Annotated in this window: 22 protein-coding genes and 3 pseudogenes; 14 read left to right on the top strand and 11 right to left on the bottom strand. The window is 30.7% G+C overall.

Annotated elements, in window-relative coordinates; all coding sequences use genetic code 11:
- The first annotated feature begins 79 nt into the window (after nucleotides 1–79).
- The 11 genes and pseudogenes from rplM to FBE93_RS06145 all read left to right on the top strand — a co-directional run bounded on the left by rplM (nucleotide 80) and on the right by FBE93_RS06145 (nucleotide 11,916).
- Nucleotides 80–505 carry a 50S ribosomal protein L13 gene (gene rplM / locus FBE93_RS06195; protein ID WP_002779321.1) on the top strand — a complete coding sequence of 142 codons (426 nt, stop codon included), beginning with the start codon at nucleotides 80–82 and terminating at the stop codon, nucleotides 503–505.
- 2 nt (nucleotides 506–507) lie between these two features.
- Entirely contained in the window at nucleotides 508–897 is a 390-nt protein-coding gene (rpsI, locus tag FBE93_RS06190) for a 30S ribosomal protein S9 (RefSeq protein ID WP_002851459.1), read from the top strand.
- Nucleotides 898–1,022: 125 nt separating this feature from the next.
- The gene (gene cadF, locus FBE93_RS06185; protein WP_002932315.1) at nucleotides 1,023–1,982 is read left to right on the top strand and encodes a fibronectin-binding outer membrane protein CadF; all 960 of its coding nucleotides are present in this window, start codon (nucleotides 1,023–1,025) and stop codon (nucleotides 1,980–1,982) included.
- The gene (locus tag FBE93_RS06180; protein ID WP_002932313.1) at nucleotides 1,982–2,623 is read left to right on the top strand and encodes an HAD family hydrolase; all 642 of its coding nucleotides are present in this window, start codon (nucleotides 1,982–1,984) and stop codon (nucleotides 2,621–2,623) included. Before cadF ends, FBE93_RS06180 begins: the two co-directional genes overlap by 1 nt.
- A 92-nt stretch (nucleotides 2,624–2,715) precedes the next feature.
- Nucleotides 2,716–6,276, top strand: a complete 3,561-nt coding sequence (nifJ, locus tag FBE93_RS06175) for a pyruvate:ferredoxin (flavodoxin) oxidoreductase (protein WP_002932311.1) — start codon at nucleotides 2,716–2,718, stop codon at nucleotides 6,274–6,276.
- 23 nt (nucleotides 6,277–6,299) lie between these two features.
- Nucleotides 6,300–6,611 carry a hypothetical protein gene (locus FBE93_RS06170; protein ID WP_002862131.1) on the top strand — a complete coding sequence of 104 codons (312 nt, stop codon included), beginning with the start codon at nucleotides 6,300–6,302 and terminating at the stop codon, nucleotides 6,609–6,611.
- Nucleotides 6,589–8,001 (top strand): annotated as a pseudogene (mshL, locus tag FBE93_RS06165) (pilus (MSHA type) biogenesis protein MshL). The gene FBE93_RS06170 and the pseudogene mshL overlap by 23 nt, the downstream one beginning before the upstream one ends.
- A complete protein-coding gene (locus FBE93_RS06160) occupies nucleotides 7,994–8,602 on the top strand; it encodes an ATP-binding protein (protein ID WP_002932308.1) in 609 nt (202 codons plus the stop codon). Before mshL ends, FBE93_RS06160 begins: the two are co-directional and overlap by 8 nt.
- Nucleotides 8,603–8,605: 3 nt before the next feature.
- Nucleotides 8,606–9,192, top strand: a pseudogene (locus FBE93_RS06155) (transformation system protein).
- On the top strand, nucleotides 9,182–10,741 hold the full coding sequence (locus FBE93_RS06150; protein ID WP_165434274.1) for a GspE/PulE family protein: 1,560 nt from the start codon (nucleotides 9,182–9,184) through the stop codon (nucleotides 10,739–10,741). The pseudogene FBE93_RS06155 and the gene FBE93_RS06150 overlap by 11 nt, the downstream one beginning before the upstream one ends.
- Nucleotides 10,738–11,916: pseudogene (locus FBE93_RS06145) on the top strand (type II secretion system F family protein). Before FBE93_RS06150 ends, FBE93_RS06145 begins: the two are co-directional and overlap by 4 nt.
- On the opposite strand, the gene FBE93_RS06140 reads toward FBE93_RS06145, so the two are convergent.
- From FBE93_RS06140 to FBE93_RS06095, 10 genes are all read right to left on the bottom strand, one after another.
- Nucleotides 11,913–12,677 (bottom strand): TSUP family transporter, encoded by a 765-nt coding sequence (locus tag FBE93_RS06140; RefSeq protein WP_002932298.1) that lies wholly within the window; start codon nucleotides 12,675–12,677, stop codon nucleotides 11,913–11,915. The pseudogene FBE93_RS06145 and the gene FBE93_RS06140 sit on opposite strands and share 4 nt — an antisense overlap.
- A 2-nt stretch (nucleotides 12,678–12,679) precedes the next feature.
- A complete protein-coding gene (locus FBE93_RS06135; protein ID WP_002932297.1) occupies nucleotides 12,680–13,444 on the bottom strand; it encodes a TIGR02757 family protein in 765 nt (254 codons plus the stop codon).
- 16 nt (nucleotides 13,445–13,460) lie between these two features.
- Complete coding sequence (gene flgK, locus FBE93_RS06130; protein WP_165434273.1) at nucleotides 13,461–15,287, bottom strand: flagellar hook-associated protein FlgK; 1,827 nt, start codon at nucleotides 15,285–15,287, stop codon at nucleotides 13,461–13,463.
- Between the two features lie 9 nt (nucleotides 15,288–15,296).
- Nucleotides 15,297–15,731, bottom strand: a complete 435-nt coding sequence (locus FBE93_RS06125; RefSeq protein WP_002779263.1) for a flagellar protein FlgN — start codon at nucleotides 15,729–15,731, stop codon at nucleotides 15,297–15,299.
- A 41-nt stretch (nucleotides 15,732–15,772) separates the two neighbouring features.
- Nucleotides 15,773–15,970, bottom strand: coding sequence for a flagellar biosynthesis anti-sigma factor FlgM (gene flgM / locus FBE93_RS06120; RefSeq protein WP_002792053.1), 198 nt, complete (start codon nucleotides 15,968–15,970; stop codon nucleotides 15,773–15,775).
- Nucleotides 15,971–16,032: 62 nt separating this feature from the next.
- Nucleotides 16,033–16,374: a hypothetical protein gene (locus FBE93_RS06115; protein ID WP_002932295.1), complete on the bottom strand. Its 342-nt coding sequence runs from the start codon at nucleotides 16,372–16,374 to the stop codon at nucleotides 16,033–16,035.
- Nucleotides 16,374–17,420, bottom strand: a complete 1,047-nt coding sequence (locus FBE93_RS06110; RefSeq protein ID WP_002826014.1) for a flagellar basal body P-ring protein FlgI — start codon at nucleotides 17,418–17,420, stop codon at nucleotides 16,374–16,376. The genes FBE93_RS06115 and FBE93_RS06110 overlap by 1 nt, the downstream gene beginning before the upstream one ends.
- 58 nt (nucleotides 17,421–17,478) lie before the next feature.
- Nucleotides 17,479–18,162 (bottom strand): 16S rRNA (guanine(966)-N(2))-methyltransferase RsmD, encoded by a 684-nt coding sequence (gene rsmD / locus FBE93_RS06105; protein ID WP_165434284.1) that lies wholly within the window; start codon nucleotides 18,160–18,162, stop codon nucleotides 17,479–17,481.
- Entirely contained in the window at nucleotides 18,155–18,538 is a 384-nt protein-coding gene (locus FBE93_RS06100) for a hypothetical protein (protein ID WP_002870895.1), read from the bottom strand. The genes rsmD and FBE93_RS06100 overlap by 8 nt, the downstream gene beginning before the upstream one ends.
- Nucleotides 18,535–19,608: a DUF5644 domain-containing protein gene (locus FBE93_RS06095; protein WP_165434272.1), complete on the bottom strand. Its 1,074-nt coding sequence runs from the start codon at nucleotides 19,606–19,608 to the stop codon at nucleotides 18,535–18,537. The genes FBE93_RS06100 and FBE93_RS06095 overlap by 4 nt, the downstream gene beginning before the upstream one ends.
- A gap of 86 nt (nucleotides 19,609–19,694) precedes the next feature.
- On the opposite strand from FBE93_RS06095, the gene FBE93_RS06090 reads away from it, so the two are divergent.
- From FBE93_RS06090 to FBE93_RS06080, 3 genes are all read left to right on the top strand, one after another.
- On the top strand, nucleotides 19,695–20,516 hold the full coding sequence (locus FBE93_RS06090; protein ID WP_002932288.1) for a thiamine-phosphate kinase: 822 nt from the start codon (nucleotides 19,695–19,697) through the stop codon (nucleotides 20,514–20,516).
- Nucleotides 20,485–21,603, top strand: a complete 1,119-nt coding sequence (gene truD, locus FBE93_RS06085) for a tRNA pseudouridine(13) synthase TruD (RefSeq protein ID WP_165434271.1) — start codon at nucleotides 20,485–20,487, stop codon at nucleotides 21,601–21,603. Before FBE93_RS06090 ends, truD begins: the two co-directional genes overlap by 32 nt.
- A gap of 121 nt (nucleotides 21,604–21,724) precedes the next feature.
- A complete protein-coding gene (locus FBE93_RS06080) occupies nucleotides 21,725–22,039 on the top strand; it encodes a hypothetical protein (protein ID WP_002932284.1) in 315 nt (104 codons plus the stop codon).
- 146 nt (nucleotides 22,040–22,185) lie between these two features.
- Here FBE93_RS06080 and prfB read toward each other — a convergent pair whose 3' ends face one another.
- On the bottom strand, nucleotides 22,186–23,283 hold the full coding sequence (gene prfB, locus FBE93_RS06075; RefSeq protein WP_165434270.1) for a peptide chain release factor 2: 1,098 nt from the start codon (nucleotides 23,281–23,283) through the stop codon (nucleotides 22,186–22,188).
- Nucleotides 23,284–23,325: the final 42 nt, after the last annotated feature.

The following is a 23,325-nucleotide window of genomic DNA, read 5'->3' as shown; positions in this document are numbered from 1 at the left end:
TATTTTTACTTAAATTAAGTAAAAATTAATATTATTTTTTATACAATCACATTTTAAATTTTTGGCAAAGGTAAAAATTATGACAAAGATAACAAAGCCAAACGAAGTAAAACGAGAATGGATTGTTTTAGACGCAGAAGGCAAACGCTTTGGTCGTCTTTTAACTGAAGTAGCAACAATTTTGAGAGGTAAAAACAAGCCTTGCTTTACTCCAAATGTTGATTGTGGTGATTATGTAATTATCATCAATGCTTCAAAAGCTGTATTTACAGGTGCTAATAAAGCAGAAGATAAGCTTTATCATAGACATTCAGGATATTTTGGAAGTGTAAAAAGCGAAAAATTTGGTGATTTACTTGAAAAAAATCCTGCAAAATTATATAAATTAGCAGTTAGAGGTATGCTTCCTAAAACAAATTTGGGCAGAGCTATGCTTAAAAAATTAAAAATCTATGCGGGTAGTGAGCACCCACACACTGCGCAAATTGCTAAAGAAGGAAAATAATCATGGCAACAACATACGCAACAGGTAAGAGAAAAACTGCTATCGCAAAGGTATGGGTAAAACCAGGTAGTGGTAAAATTAGTGTTAATGGTGTTGATTTAAACACTTGGCTTGGTGGACACGAGGCGATTAAGCTTAAAGTGGTTCAACCTTTACTTGTGACTAAACAAGAAACTTCAATGGATATTAAAGCAACCACTTTAGGCGGGGGCTATAGTGCTCAAGCTGAAGCTTTAAGACATGGAATTTCAAGAGCTTTAGCAGCTATGGATGCTGATTTTAGAGCCTTATTAAAACCTAAAGGACTTCTTACTAGAGATAGTAGAACTGTTGAGCGTAAAAAATATGGACGCCGCAAAGCAAGAAGAAGCCCACAATTCTCTAAACGTTAATATTTTTTGGTGGGATTTTCCCACCTTTCTACAATTTTTTATAAAACTCATCCTTTTTTCTGTCATTTATGATATAATTGCAAAATTTAAATTTTTATTTTATAACACAATGAAAGGTTTTTTCTATGAAAAAAATATTCTTATGTTTAGGTTTGGCAAGTGTTTTATTCGGTGCTGATAACAATGTAAAATTTGAAATCACTCCAACTTTAAACTATAATTACTTTGAAGGTAATTTAGATATGGATAATCGTTATGCACCAGGGATTAGACTTGGTTATCATTTTGACGATTTTTGGCTTGATCAATTAGAATTTGGGTTAGAGCATTATTCTGATGTTAAATATACAAATACAAATAAAACCACAGATATTACAAGAACTTATTTGAGTGCTATTAAAGGTATTGATGTGGGTGAGAAATTTTATTTCTATGGTTTAGCAGGTGGAGGATATGAAGATTTTTCAAATGCTGCTTATGATAATAAAAGCGGTGGATTTGGACATTATGGCGCGGGTGTAAAATTCCGTCTTAGTGATTCTTTGGCTTTAAGACTTGAAACTAGAGATCAAATTAATTTTAATCATGCAAACCATAATTGGGTTTCAACTTTAGGTATTAGTTTTGGTTTTGGTGGCAAAAAGGAAAAAGCCGTAGAAGAAGTTGCTGATACTCGTCCAGCTCCACAAGCAAAATGTCCTGTTGAACCAAGAGAAGGTGCTTTGTTAGATGAAAATGGTTGCGAAAAAACTATTTCTTTGGAAGGTCATTTTGGTTTTGATAAAACTACTATAAATCCAACTTTTCAAGAAAAAATCAAAGAAATTGCAAAAGTTTTAGATGAAAATGAAAGATATGATACTATTCTTGAAGGACATACAGATAATATCGGTTCAAGAGCTTATAATCAAAAGCTTTCTGAAAGACGTGCTAAAAGTGTTGCTAATGAACTTGAAAAATATGGTGTAGAAAAAAGTCGCATCAAAACAGTAGGTTATGGTCAAGATAATCCTCGCTCAAGCAATGACACTAAAGAAGGTAGAGCGGATAATAGAAGAGTGGATGCTAAATTTATTTTAAGATAATGAATAAAACTATTTTATTTGATTTAGATGGCACTTTAATTGATTCTACTGATGCTATTTTAAATTCTTTCCAAGGAGCTTTTAAAGCCCTTGGATTAACTTCTAAAAATAATGAAGAAATCAAAAATCTCATAGGTCATCCTTTAGAGCAAATGTTTAGAATGCTTTATCCAGATAAAGTAAATTTAAGTAAAGAATTTGTATTAGCTTATCGTGAAATTTATGCACAAATTTATTTAGAACAAACCACTCTTTTGCCTAAAGCAAAAGAAGCATTAGAACTTGGAAGCGAAATTGCAGATCTTGGTATAGTTACAACAAAAGGAGGTAAATTTACTCCGATTCTGCTTGATTATTTGGGAGTTAAAAAATTCTTTAAAACTTTAATTACTCTTGAAGATATCACAAATCCAAAGCCAAGTTCCGAACCTATAATTTTAGCCTTAAAAAGACTCAATAAAACTAAAGAAAATGCCTATATGATAGGCGATACAATACTAGATATTCAAGCTGCAATTTCTGCTAATATCACTCCTTTGGCCTTAGCTTGTGGCTATGGCAATGAAAATGAATTAAAAGCCTATTCTATGGTATTTTTAAATGCATATGAGGCTGTTAATTATATAGCTAGATTAAACTAATTTCAAGTTTTCGTTAAACGCCTTTTAAGAGAATTTATAGTAAATTGATAGCTAAAAAATTATAAAAATTATCAATATAAAGGAAGGTCTCAATGGGTAAAATTATGAAAACTATGGACGGAAATGAGGCTGCTGCATACGCTGCGTATGCTTTTACTGAAGTTGCTGGAATTTATCCTATTACACCTAGTTCTCCTATGGCTGATTATACCGATATGTGGGCAGCTGCAGGTAAAAAAAATCTTTTTGGAGTTCCTGTAAAAATCGTAGAAATGCAAAGTGAAGCAGGAGCTGCAGGTAGTGTGCATGGATCTTTACAGGCTGGGGCTTTGACTACAACTTATACAGCTTCTCAAGGATTACTCCTTAAAATTCCAAATATGTATAAAATAGCAGGTCAATTACTCCCCTGTGTAATCCACGTAGCAGCGCGTTCTTTGGCTGCTCAAGCTTTGTCTATCTTTGGTGATCATCAAGATATTTATGCGGCAAGACAAATTGGTTTTGCTATGCTTTGTTCGCATTCTGTGCAAGAAACCATGGACTTAGCTGGTGTAGCACATTTAGCTGCAATTAAGGGAAGAGTGCCATTTTTACATTTTTTTGATGGTTTTAGAACAAGTCATGAAATTCAAAAAGTTGAAGTGATGGATTATGCGCATTTTGATAGATTATTGGATAGAGAAGCTTTGCTTGAATTTAGAAATAATGCTTTAAATCCAGAAAATCCAAAAACACGCGGAACGGCACAAAATGATGATATTTATTTTCAAACTAGAGAAGTAAGCAATCGTTTTTATGATGCTTTGCCTGATGTTGTTAATGAATATATGCAAGAAATTTCAAAAATCACAGGTAGAGAATATAAACCATTTACTTATTATGGACACAAAGAACCAGAGCGTGTGATTGTTGCTATGGGTTCTGTAACTCAAGCACTTGAAGAGGTAGTGGACTATCTTAATGCCAAGGGTGAAAAGGTAGGGATTTTAAAAGTTTATCTTTATCGCCCATTTAGTTTAAAATATTTCTTTGATGTTATGCCAAAATCAGTGAAAAAAATCGCAGTTTTAGATAGAACTAAAGAACCAGGAAGTCTTGGGGAGCCACTTTATCTTGATGTAAAATCAGCTTTCTATGGAAGAGAAAATGCTCCTGTTATAGTGGGTGGAAGATACGGACTTTCTTCAAAGGATGTTGATCCTGCTCAAATGATAGCAGTATTTGAAAATCTTAAACTTGATAATCCAAAAGATGGCTTTACTGTAGGTATAGTTGATGATGTAACTCATACTTCACTGAGTACTGGAGAGAAAATTTCACTTGGAGATGAAAGTACGATCGAATGTTTATTTTACGGACTTGGTGCTGATGGAACTGTGGGTGCAAATAAAAACTCGATTAAAATTATCGGGGATAAAACGGATTTTTACGCTCAAGCTTATTTTGCTTATGATTCTAAAAAATCAGGGGGTTATACAAGAAGCCATTTAAGATTTTCTAAAAAACCTATCCGTTCAACTTATCTTGTTTCAACTCCGCATTTTATCGCTTGTTCAGTAACGGCTTATTTGGAAATTTATGATGTTTTAGCAGGAATTCGTAAAGGTGGAACTTTCCTTTTAAATAGTATTTGGAATGCTGAAGAAACCATAAGACAACTTCCAGATGCAGTAAAGAAAACTTTAGCTGAAAAAGAAGTAAATTTTTATATCATCAATGCGACCAAATTAGCTCGTGATATAGGTTTGGGAAATCGTACAAATACCATTATGCAATCAGCCTTTTTTAAACTTGCAAAAATCATTCCTTATGAAGACGCACAAAAATACATGAAAGAGCTTGCGTATAAATCTTATAGCAAAAAAGGCGATGCTATTGTAGAAATGAATTACAAAGCTATTGATGTGGGTGCTGATGGACTTGTAAAAGTTGAAGTGGATCCAAATTGGAAAAATTTAGAGCTTAAAGAAAAAGAACAAACCAATGCCTATAAAGGCACTGAATTTGTTGAAAAAATCGTAAAACCTATGAACGCAGCCAAGGGTGATGATTTACCTGTTTCAGCCTTTTTAGGTTATGAAGATGGAAGTTTTGAACACGGCACAACCGAATACGAAAAACGCGGTGTTGGGGTTATGGTACCAAGATGGATAGAAGCAAATTGTATCCAATGTAATCAATGTGCTTCAGTTTGTCCACATGCTGTTATCAGGCCATTTTTGATTAATGATGAAGAAATGGCAAATGCACCTCGTGGTGTAAAAGATCATGCTTTAGAAGCTAAAGGGACCAAAGGAGAAAAATTAAGCTTTAAAATTCAAGTTTCTCCGCTTGATTGTACGGGCTGTGAGCTTTGTGTTCATGAGTGTCCTACTAAAGAAAAATCTTTGGTTATGGTACCACTTCAAGAAGAGATGGATTTTGGTGAGCAAGAGAATGCGGATTATTTATTTAAAGAAATTACTTATAAAGATGATATTTTAAATAAAGAAACCACAAAAGGAGCGCAATTTGCCCAACCTTTATTTGAATTCCATGGGGCATGTCCTGGATGTGGGGAAACTCCTTATATTACTTTAATTACAAGATTGTTTGGCGAAAGAATGATTGTAGCTAATGCGACAGGATGTAGTTCGATTTATGGGGGTTCAGCTCCATCAACTCCTTATAGAAAAAGTGTGAAAAATGGACACGGCCCTGCTTGGGGAAATTCACTTTTTGAAGACAATGCTGAGTTTGGTTTGGGTATGAAAATTGCAACTGAAAATACAAGACACCGCATTGAATATATCATGAATGAAAGTATGCAAGAAGTTCCAAATGCTTTATCAGCTCTTTTTAAAGATTGGATTGCAAATAAAGACAATGGTGCTATGTCTGTGGAAATTAAAGATAAAATGATCCCTATTTTAGAGCAAAATAAAAATATTAAAGCGGTGCAAGATATATTAGAGCTTAAACAGTATTTAAGTAAAAAATCTCACTGGATTTTTGGTGGTGATGGTTGGGCTTATGATATAGGCTATGGCGGACTTGATCATGTTTTAGCAAGTGGAGAAAATGTAAATATTTTAGTGCTTGATACAGAAGTTTATTCTAATACAGGCGGTCAAAGTTCAAAATCTTCTAGAACAGGAGCTGTAGCACAGTTTGCAGCAGCAGGCAAACCTATACAGAAAAAAGACTTGGGTCAAATTGCTATGACTTATGGTTATATTTTTGTAGCACAAGTAAATTCAACGGCAAATTATACTCATCTTATCAAAGCTATCACTGCAGCTGAAGCTTATGATGGACCATCTTTGGTGATTTGTTATTCTCCTTGTATAGCTCATGGTATTAAAGGTGGGCTGGGTTACTCAGGAGAGCAAGGTGAGCTTGCTACAAAGTGTGGTTATTGGCCACTTTATACCTTTGATCCTCGTTTAGAAGAACAAGGAAAAAATCCTTTAACTTTAACAGGAAAAGAGCCTGATTGGGATTTATATGAGCAATTTTTGATGAATGAAGTGCGTTATAATTCACTTAAAAAAGCAAATCCTGAACATGCTGCTGAGCTTTTTGAACGCAATAAAAAAGACGCTCAACGTCGCTATAGACAGCTTAAGCGTATCGCTATGGCTGATTATAGTAATGAGGTTGAAAGCTGATAAAATATATTTTTAGTGCTACATTGTGTTTTAGCACTTTGTTTGCACAAGATAATTTTGAAGAGTATTTTAAACTTATAGATAAAGAAAATCGCATAAATTTTAATACTCTTCAAAACCCATTTGTGAATCCTACTTTTGAAAAATTAAGACATATTAAAATTACTGCAATTATGCTTGATAAAGTAAAAATTTATGATCGATGGTATAAAAAAGGTGATATGATTGATGATGCTATAATACATGAAATAAATACTAAAGAGATTAAATTCCAATATGATAATTTAGAAATTGCAATCCAAATAAATAAAAATGATAAGATTAATATTAATTAACATTCTTTTTTGTCATTATCTTTATGCTTTAGATTGTCAAAAGCGTCTTTTTGATATCAGTATTAATGAAAAATTAAGCATACAAGAAAGTCTTGATGAGCTTGCAAAATATTGTTCTTTTAGTATTATTGTTAAAGATAAAATTGCCAAAGAAAAATTAGAAACATTGCAAAATTCTGTCAATATTCATCAAATGAATTTAGACGAAATTTTTAATTTTTTTATCAAAGAGCATGATCTTAGCTATGATTTTGATGGTAAAATTTTAAGAATTTCAGGCATTAATACGAAGATTTTTAAGATAAGTTATATCACTTCTATCAGAGAAGGACAAAGCATAACTAAAGCGTCTGTAGACGCTAAACCAAGGCAAAGTGAATATAGCGGTAGTTTTGATGACGCAGAAGACAATATGATTAAAAGTATGGAAAAATTTGATTTTTGGCAAAATATAGAAAAAGAGATTATTGTATTATTAAAAAATTCTCATGAAGATTATGAGGCTAAAACTCCCATTATAAATCCCAATGCAGGTCTTATTATAGTAACTGGAACAAATTCTTAGTTAAAAAGTGTGAAAAATTATTTGCAAAAACTAGAAAATCGTCTTAAAAAACAAGTTATTATCGATGTTAGCATACTTGCTGTGAGTTTAAATGAAAGCCATTCTAGTGGGATTAATTGGCAAAATTTTAATATAGGTTTAAATTCACAAGTAAATAATGAAAATTCTTTTATTCAGTTTCAAAATGGGCAAGGTTTTGTTAAGAATTTGGGTTTAAGGGCAAATTTAAATTTTGATTCTATTATTAACTTTCTTTCTCAAAATGGAAAAACTAGCGTGCTTTCTAATCCAAAGCTTATGGCTTTAAACAACCAACAAGCCATTATTTCTGTAGGCGATACTATAAATTATCAAGTCAAAGAAAGTTCTAAAGGTACTGAAAATGGGACTACTGTTAGTGAAAGTTATAACAATTATTCTATTTTTGTAGGCATTTTACTCAATATCTTGCCTGAAATTTCTGATGATGGAAAAATAATGCTTAGAATTAATCCAAGCTTAAGTGATTTTAAGTATCCAGAAGATAATAAACGACAAAAAGAACCAAGAACTATTGCTCCTGATACCATACAAAAAAAGCTTTCTAGTGTTGTGCAAGTAGAGAATAATCAAACTTTAATTTTAGGTGGATTGATTTCTCACGATAAATCTAATGAAAAAAATTCTATCAATTTTCTATCAAAAATTCCAATCCTAGGTTCTTTGTTTAAAGGAGAAGTTTTAAATTCTAAAGCAACCGAAATTGTTTTTATTATCACTCCAAGTATAGTAGATAGTGTAAACGCTCCAAGTCTTAAAGATCTAGGATTTAAGCATTATGAGTAAAATTATTCCATTTAGAGAAGAAATTTTTCATCAAATCAATCAAATTTTAGAAAGCCAAAAAGCTTTTATTTTTTTATGGGGAAAAAGCGGTAGTGGTAAAAGTGTATTGTTGCAAAGATTGGCAAAAAAATATAATGTTGATTTTATTAATGAAAATTTTAAAGATCAGAGTTTCTTAAAAGAAAAAATTGAGTTTTTGATTTCACAAGGTCAGAGTTTAATCATTCTTGATGAAGCAGGAATGTATGATTATGCAATGCTAGAAAGCATCAGGATTTATAGTGATTCTATAAGTTTTGTTTTAAGTTCTCATAAAAAGTTAAATATACTTAAAAAAGAGTATTTTAAAAGTCGTTTAAGTGCTTGTTTTGAATTGAAAAATATTAGTCTTTTAGAGCTTGATAATTATATTAAATTGAAATTCGGAATGAATTTTTCAAATAAATGTCTTAAGTTTTTACAAAAAATTTCTCAAGGAAATTTAAGATATATTGATAAAACTTTAAAAAGTTTTTATGAGATAAATAGTTTTTTTGATACAAACAAAAGTCAAGAGTATATTTTAAAGCTTAGTGCTTTAGAGAATGGCTTATTAAGGTAAGGTATGCAAGAAAGAATTAAAGAACTTGAGCTTAGGTATAAATATTTTTTACTTAAAAAATATTTAAAATATTTATTTTTAATTGTTTTAATCTTAGTGATAGCATTTTGTTTTTTTGTGCTAATGCAAAAATATAATAAGCAAAAAAATATTTATTTGCAAGCTATTGAACATAAAAAGCATTTAGAGCAAAAGATTTTTCAAGCGCAAATTTTACAAGAAAAAAATAAGATTTCTAGGGAAAAGTTATATAAAGAACTAGAAGAAGTTAAAGCGGTGCAGGAAAATACACATATTAGTAAGATAGAATTGATTCTAAAATTTTAAATATTTCTGATTTAAAAAAATCTTTTTATCAAAATCCAAGCTATGAAAAGGCTTTAAATTTAGCTAAGAAGTATTTTGATATTAAAGCTTATCAAAAGACAATATCTTGGGCTTTAAAAGCCAATGAACTTGACAAGCAAAAACAAGATTCTTGGCTGATTTTTGCTCAGGCTAAAAGAGCTTTAGGTGAAGAAAAAGAAGCTCAAAGTGCTTTAGATGCTTATATAAATTATTATGGTTTAATGGAATTAGATGGAAAGTAGAATGGATAAAATTTTTCAAGCTTATATTGATAATGAAATAAGTCTTGATGAAATTTGCGCTAAATTTAATATCACTTCTTGGGATTTTTTTAAAAAATTAGCAAATTTTTGTAATTTACATTTTGTTGATTTAGATGAAGATAATGATTTTATTTATGAAGGTATACCTTTTTCTTTACTTTTAAAATTTAAATTTCTGCTTATTAAAAACAATGACGGCTTTATGATTATTAGATCTAAACCTTGTTCTTTAGAGCTTTTAGAGCAAGTTAAGACTTTTATGATTTGTGAAAAAATCGACACTGCAATTGCCGATGAATTAAAGATAGCTAAAATTTTAAATCAAATTCGCATTCAAGAGGAGATTAAAAGATTAAGTATTAAGCTTAGACTTGAATGGCAAGAAAATCAAAAAAGAGATGATCAAAGTTGCATCAGTCAAATTTTTGATTTTTTATTACATGAAATTTTATCTTTTCATGCGAGTGATATTCATATAGAAGCAAGGAATGATGACGCTTTGATTAGGTTTAGGGTTGATGGAATTTTGCGTGAATTTGCTATTTTTGAGAAGGATGTTTATGAAGCTTTGGTTTTTCATGTCAAATTTTTAGCTTGTTTGAATTTAGCTGAATCAAGAAAAACACAAGATGGAAGTTTTGAATTAGATTTTGAAAATGAAAGATATGATTTTCGTGTTTCATGTTTGCCTTTGATTTATGGCGAAAGTGTTGCTATAAGAATTTTAAAACATGATAAAGAAATTTTGGATTTGTATAAACTAAATCTTGGAGATAAAAATTTAGAAATTTTAAAAAAGATTTTACATCGTCCCAATGGAGTGATTTTATTAACCGGCCCTACTGGTAGTGGTAAAAGTACAACTTTATACGCGTGTTTAAATGAGTTGAAAAGTATTGAAAAAAAGATTATTTCAGCAGAAGATCCTATAGAATATAAAATTCCTTTAGTGCAGCAAATTTTGCTTAATTCAAAAGTTGGAGTCGAGTTTAATAGTATTTTAAGAGTAATTTTAAGGCAAGATCCTGATATTATCATGATAGGAGAAATTCGCGATGAAGAAAGTTTAGATATTGCACTTAAAGCTTCTTTAACAGGTCATTTGCTTTTAAGCACCTTGCATACTAATGATGCTCTTAGTACCATTGATAGGCTTTTGGATATGCAAGCAAAAAGTTACTTGATAGCATCGGCTTTGAGTCTTGTTATAGCACAGCGTTTGGTTAGAAAACTTTGTCCTTGGTGCAAACAAAAAAGTAAAAAACATTATATTGAATTTGAAGGTGAATTTTTTGAACCAAAAGGATGTGAGCGTTGTCATCATAGTGGATTTTTTGGCAGAGAATTAATCGCTGAATGCTTAGAGATCAATGAAGATTTAGCTTGTGCAATTAGGGAAAATCAAGATAAAACGATTTTAATGGAGCTTGCAAAAAAATATGGCTTTCAAACTATGTTTGAACAAGGTTTAAAAAAAGCCAAAGAAGGTCTTACAAGTATAGATGAGCTTTTAAGGGTTGTAAGATGAAATTTTATGAAGTAGAATTTCTTAAAAACAATCAAAATTATACAAAAACTATAAAAGCTGAAAATTTAAATACAGCACAAGCAAAAGCCTTATCAAAGAATTGGAAAATCATTGATATAAAAGAAATTCAAAAATCTAATTTTCAGAGATTAAAAGATGAAAATTTTATACTCTTTTTTAAAGAGCTGGCTTTGTTGTGTGAAGTTGGATTAAGTGTTCAAGAAGCGATTAGAGAATTATATCTTATGCATTCTTGCAAGATTATGAAAAAAATATTAGACAATTTAATTTTAGCTCAAAATCTAAATCAAGCTTTTGAAAATGCTAATTTTGGATTAAATCGTGCGGAGTTAGCTTTGATTAAAACGGCTGAAAAGACAGGAAAAATCAGCGAAGTGTTTAGTCAAATTTCTAAACTTCGAGAAAAAAGCTTAGAGAGTCAAAAACAATTAAAAAAGGCTTTTAGATATCCTACTTTGGTTTTTTTAAGTATTATCGGAGCATTTTTGTTTTTAATGCTTTTTGTAGTGCCTAATTTTAAAGATTTATTTGAAAATTTAGGCACGAGTTTGCCTTTTATCACGCATGTAATGTTAGAAATTTATAATTTTTTAGATGACTATGGAATTTTTTGCATATTTTTGTTTGTTATTTTTATTGTTATGCTTATTTTAGCTTATAAAAATTTTCATTCTTTTGCTTTTTCTTGCGATTTTTTATTTTTAAAAATACCTTTGATTTCTCGTTTGATTATTTATAATCAAAATTATTATTTTTTTATGGTTTTTTCTTTGCTTTTAAAAAATGGAATTTCAATATCCAAAGCTTTTGATTTAGCTATTATAGGGCTTGAAAATAAATTTTTAATTTTTCAGTATAAAAAACTTTTTAGTTTTATAGATTCTGGTCTTGAGTTAAGTTAGGCTTTTAAAAAGATTGATATTTTTGATTCTTTGGTATTTTCTATGCTTAGTGTTGCGATGAAAAGCGGAAGACTTGAAGTGTTAAGTGAAGAAATTGCCAAATATTATCAACAAAAAAGCGAAAATTTAATGGATAGATTTTTGATTTTTTTAGAGCCTATGATGACTTTATTTGTGGCGCTTTTAGTTTTGTTTTTGGCTTTAGGTATATTTTTACCTATGTGGGAGCTTAGTTCAGGTATAAATTTTTAATAAAAATAATCCCAAGCTACTTTAATAATAGTAGCTCCTACAACGATTAAAAATAAAGTTTTTATAAATTTTCCATTGGTTTTTAATACAAGTTTTGAGCCTAGATAGGCCCCTAAAACTTGCCCTATACCCATAAGTAAGCCTAAAATCCATAAAAGTTCATATTGCCATAAAAATATAATAAGAGCGATGATATTGCTTGTAAAATTTAAAATTTTGGTATTAATACTTGCTTTTTTCATGTTAAATCCTAGTAGCATTACACAGGCAAAAATCCAAAATGAACCCGTTCCAGGTCCTAAAAATCCATCATAAAAGCCTAAAGTTAAGCCACAAATTAAATGAAAAATTTTGATATTTTTTATTTTAGGTTTGCTTTCGTGTTTGCCTAAGTTAGGACGTAAGGCTGTATATAAGAAAGTAAGAGTTAAAAAGATTAAGATAATAAGCTTTAATTGCTCATCTTTTACAAAAAGAACGCTATAACTTCCTATAGCTGCTCCTAAGGCTGTAAAAAAAACACCCCAAACAAGATGAGGTAGAGTGGTAGATTTAAAATAAGTTAAAGTAGCTGTAAAAGAACCAAAAACACTTTGGAGTTTGTTTGTTGCTAGGGATAAATGCGCAGGAATTCCACAGGCTATGAGTGCTGGTAGAGTAATAAGTCCCCCTCCACCTACAATAGAATCTATAAAACCAGCAAAAATAGCTACAAAAAAAAGTATGAAATAATAAATCGTATCTAAGTGTTCAAAGCCCATTTTCACTCCTTAAATTTGTCAATTTCTTTACTTTGTCCTAAACGATAGAGTGCAAAGTCATATTTTATGGGATCATTTGCATCTAATTTTTTTAAATTTTGCGTGAGTTCTAAAACACTTTTATAATCATATATTTTACGCTTTAGAAGTCCTAAAGTCAAGGAAATTTTATGTGTATGTGTATCAAGTGGGATTAAAAGATCTTTGGTGTGAATTTTGGTAAAAAGTCCAAGATCAAGTTCATCTTTTCTAACCATCCATCTTAGATACATATTATAACGTTTAAGAGGTGAAGTAGGGACGCTTTGCCAAATTTTTCCAAAGAAAAAATCATACCCATAACTTGAATATGAATTTAAGGTTTTGATTTTTTGCATAAAAGCTAAGATGGCATCTGTGGTATTTTCTCTTTTTTGATAGGCTTGGTGAAAAAGTTCGTAGAGTGAAATTTCATTTTTCAGTCTTGAAAGAGTGATAAAAATTTCTTGTATATCTCTTTCGTTTTGGAAGCGGTATTTTAAATTTTTAAGTTCTTTTTTTATTTGTTTTTCTTGAAGGTTTAATAAAGAAAAATCAAGTTTTTTTAGAAAATTTACTATATTTTTAGCATTTCCATAGGCAAATAAAGCACAAATTAAGGCAATAAATTCATCATTGTGAATTTTAGCAATTTGCAAAGGATCTGGAGTTTCAAAAAGGGAATGATTGGTATTTTTTTGATTAGCTAAAAAATCAAGCTTAGCTTTAAGATGGATAAAATTTTTCACTTGATATTACTAGAGCTTAAGATTTAAGTCCTAGTAAGGTATCAAGCATTTGATCTACGGTTGAGACGATTTTTGCTGCAGCACCGTAACTTGATTGATATTGTATAAGAGCGGCTAATTCTTCATTTGTATTTACACCACTTTTAGATTGGTACTCACTATAAACAGAATTATAAAGAGTTTCATTGCTTGCGTTTACAATATTATTATTCTCGCCATCTGAAGCTATTTTACCTGTAAGTTTGCGGTAATATTCTTCCATAGTAAGATTATCAATGGTGCCATCTTCATTATAAAAATTAACTTTTTCATATTGAAGTTGGATGATTTTATTTGCCATGTCATTACCACTATCAACCCCATTTGAGCTTGCTCTTACTGTGCTCGGATCATTTAAGATAGAATCTTTTACTTTCATATCGCTTGCATCAGTTCCGCTGAAAAAACCACCTATGCTAAACGCACCTGCGAAATTTGTACCCTTATCTTCAATGGCTACCTTAAAACCTGGTTTTGCATTGATTTGAAATAAACCATCTCCAGTTTTTGCATCGTAGCTAAAACTTGCATTGATATGATCATCAACATCATCGTTTGAATTTTTATTGTCATTATCATCTGTATTAGCATTGATTTGACGCATGATATCATTCATGGTTGTATTTACATCTATGGTGATGGTTTTGGTGAGTTTTTTATCGCCTTTATCATCATAAATGACTATATCAAAACTTCCTGGTTGTATGGTTCTATCGTAATTAACTAAAGGAATATCTCCCTTAAGCCCAGATAGATAATCAGAAGTGACAGAACTTTTCGCAGAACTTGCATAAAGATTGTTAGTTTCATTGATCATGGTTTTAGCAAAAGTATCTAAAGAATCCATATAACCTTGGATAATTCCATCTTTATATTTTCCTTCGCTTTTACTATAGTTTCTACCGCGTAGATCAAGTTGGGCACCTAGTTGTCCACCGCTAATCTTTGCAGTAAGATCGCGAACTTTTTCATCAGGAGTTTCATAATAAATGCTATAAGATTTATTTTTATCATCATAATCAAGCTTTAAAGGATGAAAATTTATCCCATCTACTATACTAAAACCTTCTATACTTAGATTGTATTGATGTCCTGGATCAGTGATGGTTGTATCAAGGCGATTGTCTTGATTGATTTCATTTTTGCTTGCAACTGCGCTAACTAGCTTTGAAAGAGTAAGCTCAAGTTCATCTCTTCTATCCCTAAGCTCATTTGCGTGTTCTGTTGGTAGAGCTTCTTGTCCGTAAATTTGTTTATTTATAGTAGCAATTTCTTCGCCGATTTTATTAATCTCATCAACCGTATTTTTAATATCATCATTTACTTTTTTTTGGATTTTATCCAAGGTTGCAAAGGTATTATTAACGCTTTCTGTTAAGGTTTGAGAAGCTTTTACAAGGGCTATTTTTGTGGCATTTTCATTGGGGTTAGATGCAAAATCATTCCAAGCTTTGTTATAATTTTCTAAATCTTGCAAAATCCCTGTATTTTGTAAGTCTGGAAAACGCTGAGCGATTTCTTGTAAGGTTGAAGCCATATATTTAGTGTATTCTAGTTGGTTTGATGCACCTTTTAATTTATAGTAAGAATACTCATCATGCAAACGCACTATACTTTCTATAGCAGTTCCTGTGCCTACTTGAACTCCACCTGTGGTAATATACCCATTTGTAGTTTGCACTACTCTTTGGCGTGTATAAAAAGTTGCATTAGCATTTGAGATATTATTTCCAGTTGTTGCGATTTGAACTTCGCTTGCCTTTAAGCCTGTAACACCTGTGTATAATGTTCCAAAAATACCCATTATAAATCCTTATACATTGATCTTGAAAATTGACTCTGGATTTGTCTTTTTATCTCCATAAGCATTATTTGTTCCATCATTGATATCAAACATTTTATTTACTAAGCCATCAAGAAAATCTTTGACAATAAGAACAAATTTAGCATACTCTTTGTTTTTACTATGAAGGTTTTGAAGATTTTTTTTAAGTAGATCTAGTTTTTGTTTATCTTCATCATCTAAGAGTTCACTAAGCCCTTTTGTAGAGCTATTATTTAGCTCAACCAAGGCAACATCAAGTTGTTTTTTAGCTGTAATAAATTCGGCGATAAGTTTGTTTTTTTCTTCTACACTTGGCGTTACACTCTCATGTTTAGCCACTTTGATATTTTCTATATCTTCTTCGGTTAAAGCAATAAGTTTTGCTAAGATAGCATTTACTTCATCAAGTCTTTGTTTAAGCATATTTTCTCCTTTTCTCTCTCAAAAAAAGGAGAATGAAAGTTTTAGATTAAAGAGTCAGCAATCGCAGCAGCTGTAGCTTTTGTATCGATTTTATAAGTACCGTTTTTAATCTGCTCTGCGATTTTGCTCGCTTTATCATTTTCCGTTTTTTGAGTATCGTTTGTTTTAGTTTCTTTATCTATTCTATTTGTATTTAATGTGGTATTTGCCACATAACTTTGTTGTATAGGATTGATCATTTCTGCCTCCTTGATCTTAGTTATAATCCTCTACAAACCATATCGACCCAAATTTAAAAAACTTAACCCCTTTCTTTTAAAAAATCGTATAATAATTTTGAAAAACCCATACCTCCACTTAAAGCTTTACTCATGGTATCGTTATACATGGAAGAGTATATTTCATCACTGGCATCTTTTCCAAAGAGTGAATTTTGACTTTTTAAAGATACGTCTAAAACTTGCTTTAAAAAAAATGCCTCAAAAGCATCCGTTTGTTCTTTTAAGGCTTCATCTTCTTTGCTCTTTGTAATTATATCATTATCATTTATTTTGATGCTTGATTCTAAACTTCTTGCTTTAGCTGCACGATCAAGTAAAGCACTATTCATACTATAAGTATTTAAAAAATTATCGATTTTCATTAGATGATCTCCAAATCCGCGTTAATTGCACCTGCGCGCTTTAAATTTTCCATAATAGCGATAATGTCATTTGGGGTTGCTCCAAGTTTGTTAAGCATTCTAGCTATATTTGCAACTGTACTTTTTGCATTGTTGATTCTTAAGGTATTTGAACTTGGATCTACAAAACCACCATCTTTCATATCGATTTCATTTTGATTAGCTACTGCGTTATTGTTTGGATCTATTTTTATGGTGATATCTTTATGAGTGATTAAAACAGGTTCTACCTCTACATCAACTCCAGCAATCACTGTTCCTGTTCTTTCATCAATGATAACTTTGCTTTGTGGTTTATAGGCTATATCTTGTTCTAAAACTCTTGCCATAAAATCAACATTTGAAAGATCTTCAGGTTTTTTGAGTTTTACTGTGCGAGAGTCGATGGCTTTAGCCACTTCTTCGCCAAAGACAGTATTTAAAACTCTTTCTATATCATTTGCGGTTTTAAAGTCCGCTACTTTTAAGCTTAAGGTTAGATCATTATTTTGACTAAAATTTTGTGGAATTTCTCTTTCTACATTAGCTCCGCCCATTACGGTTGCAGCAGTTGAGTGAGAACCTGCTCCTCCTGGTCTAGGTGTTAAACCTCCTGTTGAGATAGAGCCTTGTGCTATAGCATAAATTTCACCATCAATCCCACGAAGTGCAGTCAGTAAAAGTGTTCCGCCTTGTAAAGATTTTGCATCACCCATAGATGAAACGGTAATATCAAGTTTATCTCCGCTTTTTGCAAAGGCCGGAAGTTTGGCTGTAACCATAACAGCTGCGGTATTTTTTGATTTGATATCGTTAGGATCTACTTTGATATTCATACCTTGCAAAAGGTTTGAGATGGATTGTAGTGTAAATTTAGAGCTTGTTCCATCGCCGCTTCCATTAAGCCCTACAACAAGTCCATAACCTATAAGTTGGTTATCTCTTACACCTACAGTGTTTGCTACATCCTTGATTTGCACTGCAAAAATGCTTGTCATAAAGAGTAAAAATATCGTTAAAACTCTCATGGATTCTTCCTTTAATCTATTGTTGATGATAGATCAAGCAAGAAGTGTTCCAAGTAAGTTAAGAAGTGTAAAAGCTTAAGCTAGTTGATCCAAATTTCTTTTCTTTAATTTTTTGAAAATTTTGGATTTTTTCGGGAGTTTTTATGGTTGAGTGGTGTTCAAAAATGATTAAATTTAAAGTCTTTAAATCTAAATTTTCTAAAAAATGATAAATTTTTTCATAAATATCGCTAAAACCTTCTCTGATATCAAAAGGCGGGTCAAGATATAAGATGATTTCATTTTTTGAATTTTCTATGAGTTGGGGTAAAATTTCAAAAGTATTTGCGTGGATCACTTCTAAATTTGGATCTATGTTTTTAGCATTTTCTAAAGCAATTTTATAGGCTTTTACATCAAGTTCTATAGCATAAGCTTTTAAAGCATAATTGCTTAGTGCTTCGGCCGCCATCAAAGCACTTCCGCCAAAGGCTTCAATGAAAATTTTATCTCTTAAATCTTCCCTTATTACATTAAAAACACAACTTTTTACTATACTTTTAGTGCTTCTTGTTGTTGTAAGACTAGGTAAAAGTAGTTTTTTTCCTTTGTATTTACCACTTTCTATATTTGTATAAAGCTTTGTTTCTTTGATTTTTTTTATTTTTTCTTTAGGAGAAGTAATTTCTTGTTTTTGAAGAAATTTTTTTCTTTTTTTATTGTGATTAAAAAAGTCTTTAACGCTTATAAATTCATCATTCATCATTAAGTGCTTTTACGAGTTTGTTTTTAAGATCTTTTATGGCAAGATCGATTTTATTTTCATAATCTTTTTTAAATTCCAAAGCAATAGCGTCAATTTTTTCTTCAAGCAGTCTTTTTTGTTCAAGCGCAAGTTGCAAAGCTGCTGCTTTTAAGGCATTGTCAAATTCATTTAAAGACTCAAACAAGGCTTCTTTGCTAAATGGCACGCTTAAAAATGGAGAGTTCTTAGAGATGATAAATAAGGGTTTTGCGGTGTGAATTTTTTCATCACTAATGATAAAATCACAATCTTTTTTCATTACCAAATGATCTTTTAAAAAAAGTTCTAAAGTTTTTTCTATGATGAGATCTTTACATTCTAAAGAGATTTTCATATCAAATTAACCTTTAAAGTGTGATTTTTTAATGATGGAGCTTGTATGCCTTGGATAAGGGCTAAAAACTCAAAACGACTTAAAATATAAAAGTCTTCAAAATCTCTTTTGCTTGTTTGCATAAGTTTTTTAGCACAAGTATCAAAAAGATAAAAATCCTTTTCTTCTTTTACTACCATAAAATCAGCCCCGCTATCATAAGCGTCCAAAACAATATCTGCAGCCATTTTATAGCTTAGTGTAGGATTTAAATTCAGCAAAGTAAAGCCATTATTTTTTGTACTGTTTTCATAGGAAATAAATTTAGCCTCAAGTTTGGATTTTAAAGTATCGCAAGCATTAAAACCGTAAAAAGCTATATTGAAATCTTTAAAATTATGTTTAATTTCCTTAAGTTCTTTGATCTCATTATCAAAAGCATTGGTTTTAGGTAAATCAAAGTGTAAAATATTTTTATCAAAAAATCCTAAATTTAAAATTTCATTTTGTAGGTTTTTAATCGTTGTTTCTAAAATTTCATTTTTGCTTTCAAGGTGATAAAAAATACCCTTTTCTTTATCTGCTAGAGTTTTTAAAATTTCTATCTTTTTTTCAGGATATTTTTCTATCATTTTTGAAGCCAAATAAAACATTCCATCGCCCATATATTCAGGAAGATAGTCTAAAATTTCACTTGCATAATATAAATAATCATATTTTGCATAAAGCTTTTTATCCTCTTCATCGCCAAATTTTTCAAGATATTTGTATTTGTCTAAAAAATCATTTTTATCAATGATAAGATCTTTAATAGCTCTTTTTGTACTTAAAGGCTCGATGCAAAGATTAAAATCAAATTCTTTTGCTATTTTTTCTAAAGGTGTAAAAAGTGGTATGATTTGCTTATTTACAACTATGTAAGTATCTTCATCTTTATTAAAATCAAAATAAATATCATCATCTTGAACTTGCAAAAGCAAATCATAAAAACTTGCAAAATTTTCATAATTATCATAAACATAAGGTTTATAATAAGCCTCATAATCCTTGGTTTTATCAAATCTAAAAATTCTTAATTCTAATTTTTTCATGGTTTTTCCTTAAATATTTCTATATTATATAAAATTTTTCTAAAATTCACTAGAATTTAAAAGGAAATTTTATAAAATCACACATTATGAACAAAGAAGATTTTATTATCAAAGCTTTTTTAAATGAAAAAAATGGCGATGATGGAGCTATTATCGATGATTGGTGTTTTAGCAAGGATTTGTTTTTTGAAAATGTGCATTTTAAAAGAGAGTGGCTTAGTTTAGAGCAAATCGCTACAAAAGCAATGCTTGTTAATATCTCGGATGCTATTTCAATGAATGCTGTACCAAAATACGCACTTTTAGGACTTGCCCTACCAAAAAATTTAAGCGAAAATGAGATCAAAGCCTTGCAAAAAGGTTTTTTAAAAACAGCTAGGAAATTTAATATAAAAATCATAGGCGGCGATACTATAAACAATGATAAAATAGACATTAGTCTTACTATCATTTCAAAGATTAATAATAAAGCCGTTTTTAGAAAAGGTTTAAAAAAGGGACATTTACTTGCTTATACAGGAAAATTAGGACGAAGTTTAAAAGGGCTTGAAATTCTACAAAATGGGGGCACTTTAAAACCAAATCATGTATTTATAAAGCCAAAATTAAGAGCTAGTTTTTTTTATGAAATCGCACCTTTAATTTCTTGTGCTATGGATATTTCAGATGGTTTAAGCAAGGATTTATCAAGGCTTTTAGCTTTAAATAAATGTGGTATTTCTTGGTTTAAAAAACTTGATGATTATACGCTTTATAGCGGAGAAGAATATGAAATTTTATTTGCTTTTGATGAAAAAGAACGGCAAAATATAGAAACAATAGCCAAAAAACACGGCGTGAAATTAAATATCTTTGGAAAAGCAGTGAAAGGAAAATATGAATTTAGAGGAAGAGAACACCATTTTTAAGCCTTTGTATAGTTTAAAACACAGTCCTATTAATGCGTATTTTAGTAAAAATAGCGATGATTTTGTAGTGCGTGAAAAGCCTTTGTATGAATTTAGCGGTAAGGGTGAGCATCTTATTTTACATATCAATAAAAAAGATTTAACCACAAATGAAACTTTAAAAATTTTAAGTGAAGCAAGCGGGGTTAAAATAAAAGATTTTGGTTATGCAGGGCTTAAAGACAAGCAAGGATCAACCTTTCAATACCTTTCTATGCCTAAAAAATTTGAGAGTTTTTTGTCAAATTTTTCTCATCCTAAACTTAAAATTTTAGAAATTTTTACCCATGAAAACAAGCTAAGAATAGGGCATTTAAAAGGAAATTCTTTTTTCATACGCTTAAAAAAAGTTTTACCAAGCGATGCTTTAAAACTAGAACAAGCTTTGATGAATTTGGATAAACAAGGTTTTGCGAATTATTTTGGTTATCAGCGTTTTGGAAAATTTGGGGATAATTATAAAGAAGGGCTTGAAATTTTGCGTGGCAAAAAGATGAAAAATGTAAAAATGAAAGAGTTTTTAATTTCAGCTTTTCAAAGTGAGCTTTTTAATCGCTGTTTAAGTAAAAGAGTGGAGTTATCACATTTTGCAAATGATTTTAGCGAAAAAGAATTGATCCAAATTTATAAAATTTCTAAAGAAGAAGCCAAGGAACTTAAAAAACAAGAGCAATTTTTTAAACTTTTAAAAGGCGAGGTTTTAGGGCATTATCCTTTTGGAAAGTGTTTTTTATGCGAGGATTTAAATGCTGAGCTTGAGCGTTTTAGAGCAAGAGACATTAGCGCTATGGGACTTTTAATCGGTGCTAAGGCTTATGAAACAGGAGAAGGTTTGGCTTTAAATTTAGAAAATGAAATTTTTAAAGATGCTTTGGAGTTTAAATCCAAAATGCAAGGTTCAAGACGCTTTATGTGGGGATATTTAGAAGAGTTAAAATGGCGTTATGATGAAGAAAAAGCTCATTTTTGTATAGAGTTTTTCTTGCAAAAAGGCTCTTATGCTACTGTGGTTTTAGAAGAAATTTTGCATAAAAATTTGTTTGAATGAAATAATTATGAGTTAAATTTTTACGTGATTTTTACTTTAGAATTTATTGCAAAAATGATATTTAAATTTTAAATTTAGGTATAGTTATATTAATTTAATTTTAAAACTAGGAGCAAAAATAATGAAAAAGATTTTAACAAGCGCTTTGGCTTTAGGAGCTATGACTTTGATTGTAGGTTGTGGCGATGGCGATTTAGTCGAGTTAAAAAACAATGGCAACGATCAAGCTATGTTTGATTTAGGTAATCAAGAGATTATGAAAAAATATCCAAATCATAAACTTTATGATTATACTTCAGTCAGAACAATTAGTGATATTAACAATCCAGAAGGCAAAATTAAAGAAATGAAGCGTGATTTAGAAATAGATAAAACTCCATACTCAAGCTATGTTTTCTTATTAAATCCAAACGATAAAAAGACTATAAAGTTGTGAGTGTTTATTGTGATAAAGATTTTAAGAAAAGAGTTTATTGGATGCTCTTAGGTTTTATGCAAGATAATAAAACAAGCGGGAAAATCCCGCTATCTTTCTAATTTTTTATACCGACATTTTGCAGAAATTACTTATTTTTAAGCCTGTTACTCCGCTTTTAAAGCGATCAAAATGCCTTCTATCATTTTCTTAATATCTCCATCAAGGATATTATCCACTTGAGAAAAAGCTTCTCCACTGCGATTGTCTTTGACTTGCTGATAAGGGAAAAGCACATAAGAGCGGATTTGATGCCCCCAGCCTATCTCGCTTTTTTCTCCAACATTAGCACTATCTTGTTGTTTCATGAGTTCAAGTTCATAAAGGCGAGATTTTAGCATTTTAAAAGCAGTGGCTTTGTTTTTGTGCTGACTTCTGTCATTTTGGCATTGTACAACTATACCAGTTGGAAAATGTGTGATTCTTACAGCTGATTCTGTTTTATTGACATGTTGTCCGCCTGCACCGCTTGCTCTGTAATAATCTATTCTTATGTCTTTTTCTTCGATTTCAATTTCTATATCATCATCAAGTTCAGGGCTTACCATAACACTTGAAAAGCTTGTATGACGGCGTCCTGCACTATCAAAAGGAGAAGTTCTTACCAAACGGTGAATGCCATTTTCAGCTTTTAAATAACCATAAGCATTTTCGCCTTTAACCAAAAAGCTCACATCTTTAAGTCCTGCTTCTTCGCCTTCTTGAAAGTCTAGAGTTTCGACTTTAAAACCTTCTCTTTCGCAAAATCTTAAATACATCCTATAAAGCATGCTTGCCCAGTCATTACTTTCCGTTCCACCTGCACCTGGGTGAATGGAAACAATGGCATTTTTACCATCATTTTCCCCGCTTAAAAGCATGGAAATTTCAAGACTTGTGATAGTATCTTCAAGTTTTGGCGCGTCATTAAATAAAGCTTCAAGCGTTTCTGTATCGTTTTCGCTATTGGCCAGATCGAAAAGTTCGCTTGCGTCATTTAGAGCGTTAAAAGCATTTTCATAGTTTTTAAGTAGATTGGTGATTTTGGTTTTTTCTTTGCCTATGATCCCTGCTTGTTTTACATCGCTCCAAAAAGAAGGAGAATTTTCAAGCTCTTCGATTTCTTTAAGCCTTGTTTGTATATTTTCAGGCTTGATGATGGAGGCTATGTTGCCGACTTTGTTTTTTAAAGTTTTTAAAAGTTCGCTAAATTCGTAATTATCCATAAAATTTCTTTGCTATAATTATATTTTTAAAATCAAAAATTA

Origin of the sequence: Campylobacter sp. CFSAN093229 (assembly GCF_011068225.1) — a bacterium.
GTDB classification, from domain to species: Bacteria; Campylobacterota; Campylobacteria; order Campylobacterales; family Campylobacteraceae; genus Campylobacter_D; species Campylobacter_D jejuni.
This window is presented reverse-complemented; position numbering and strand designations above follow the sequence as displayed.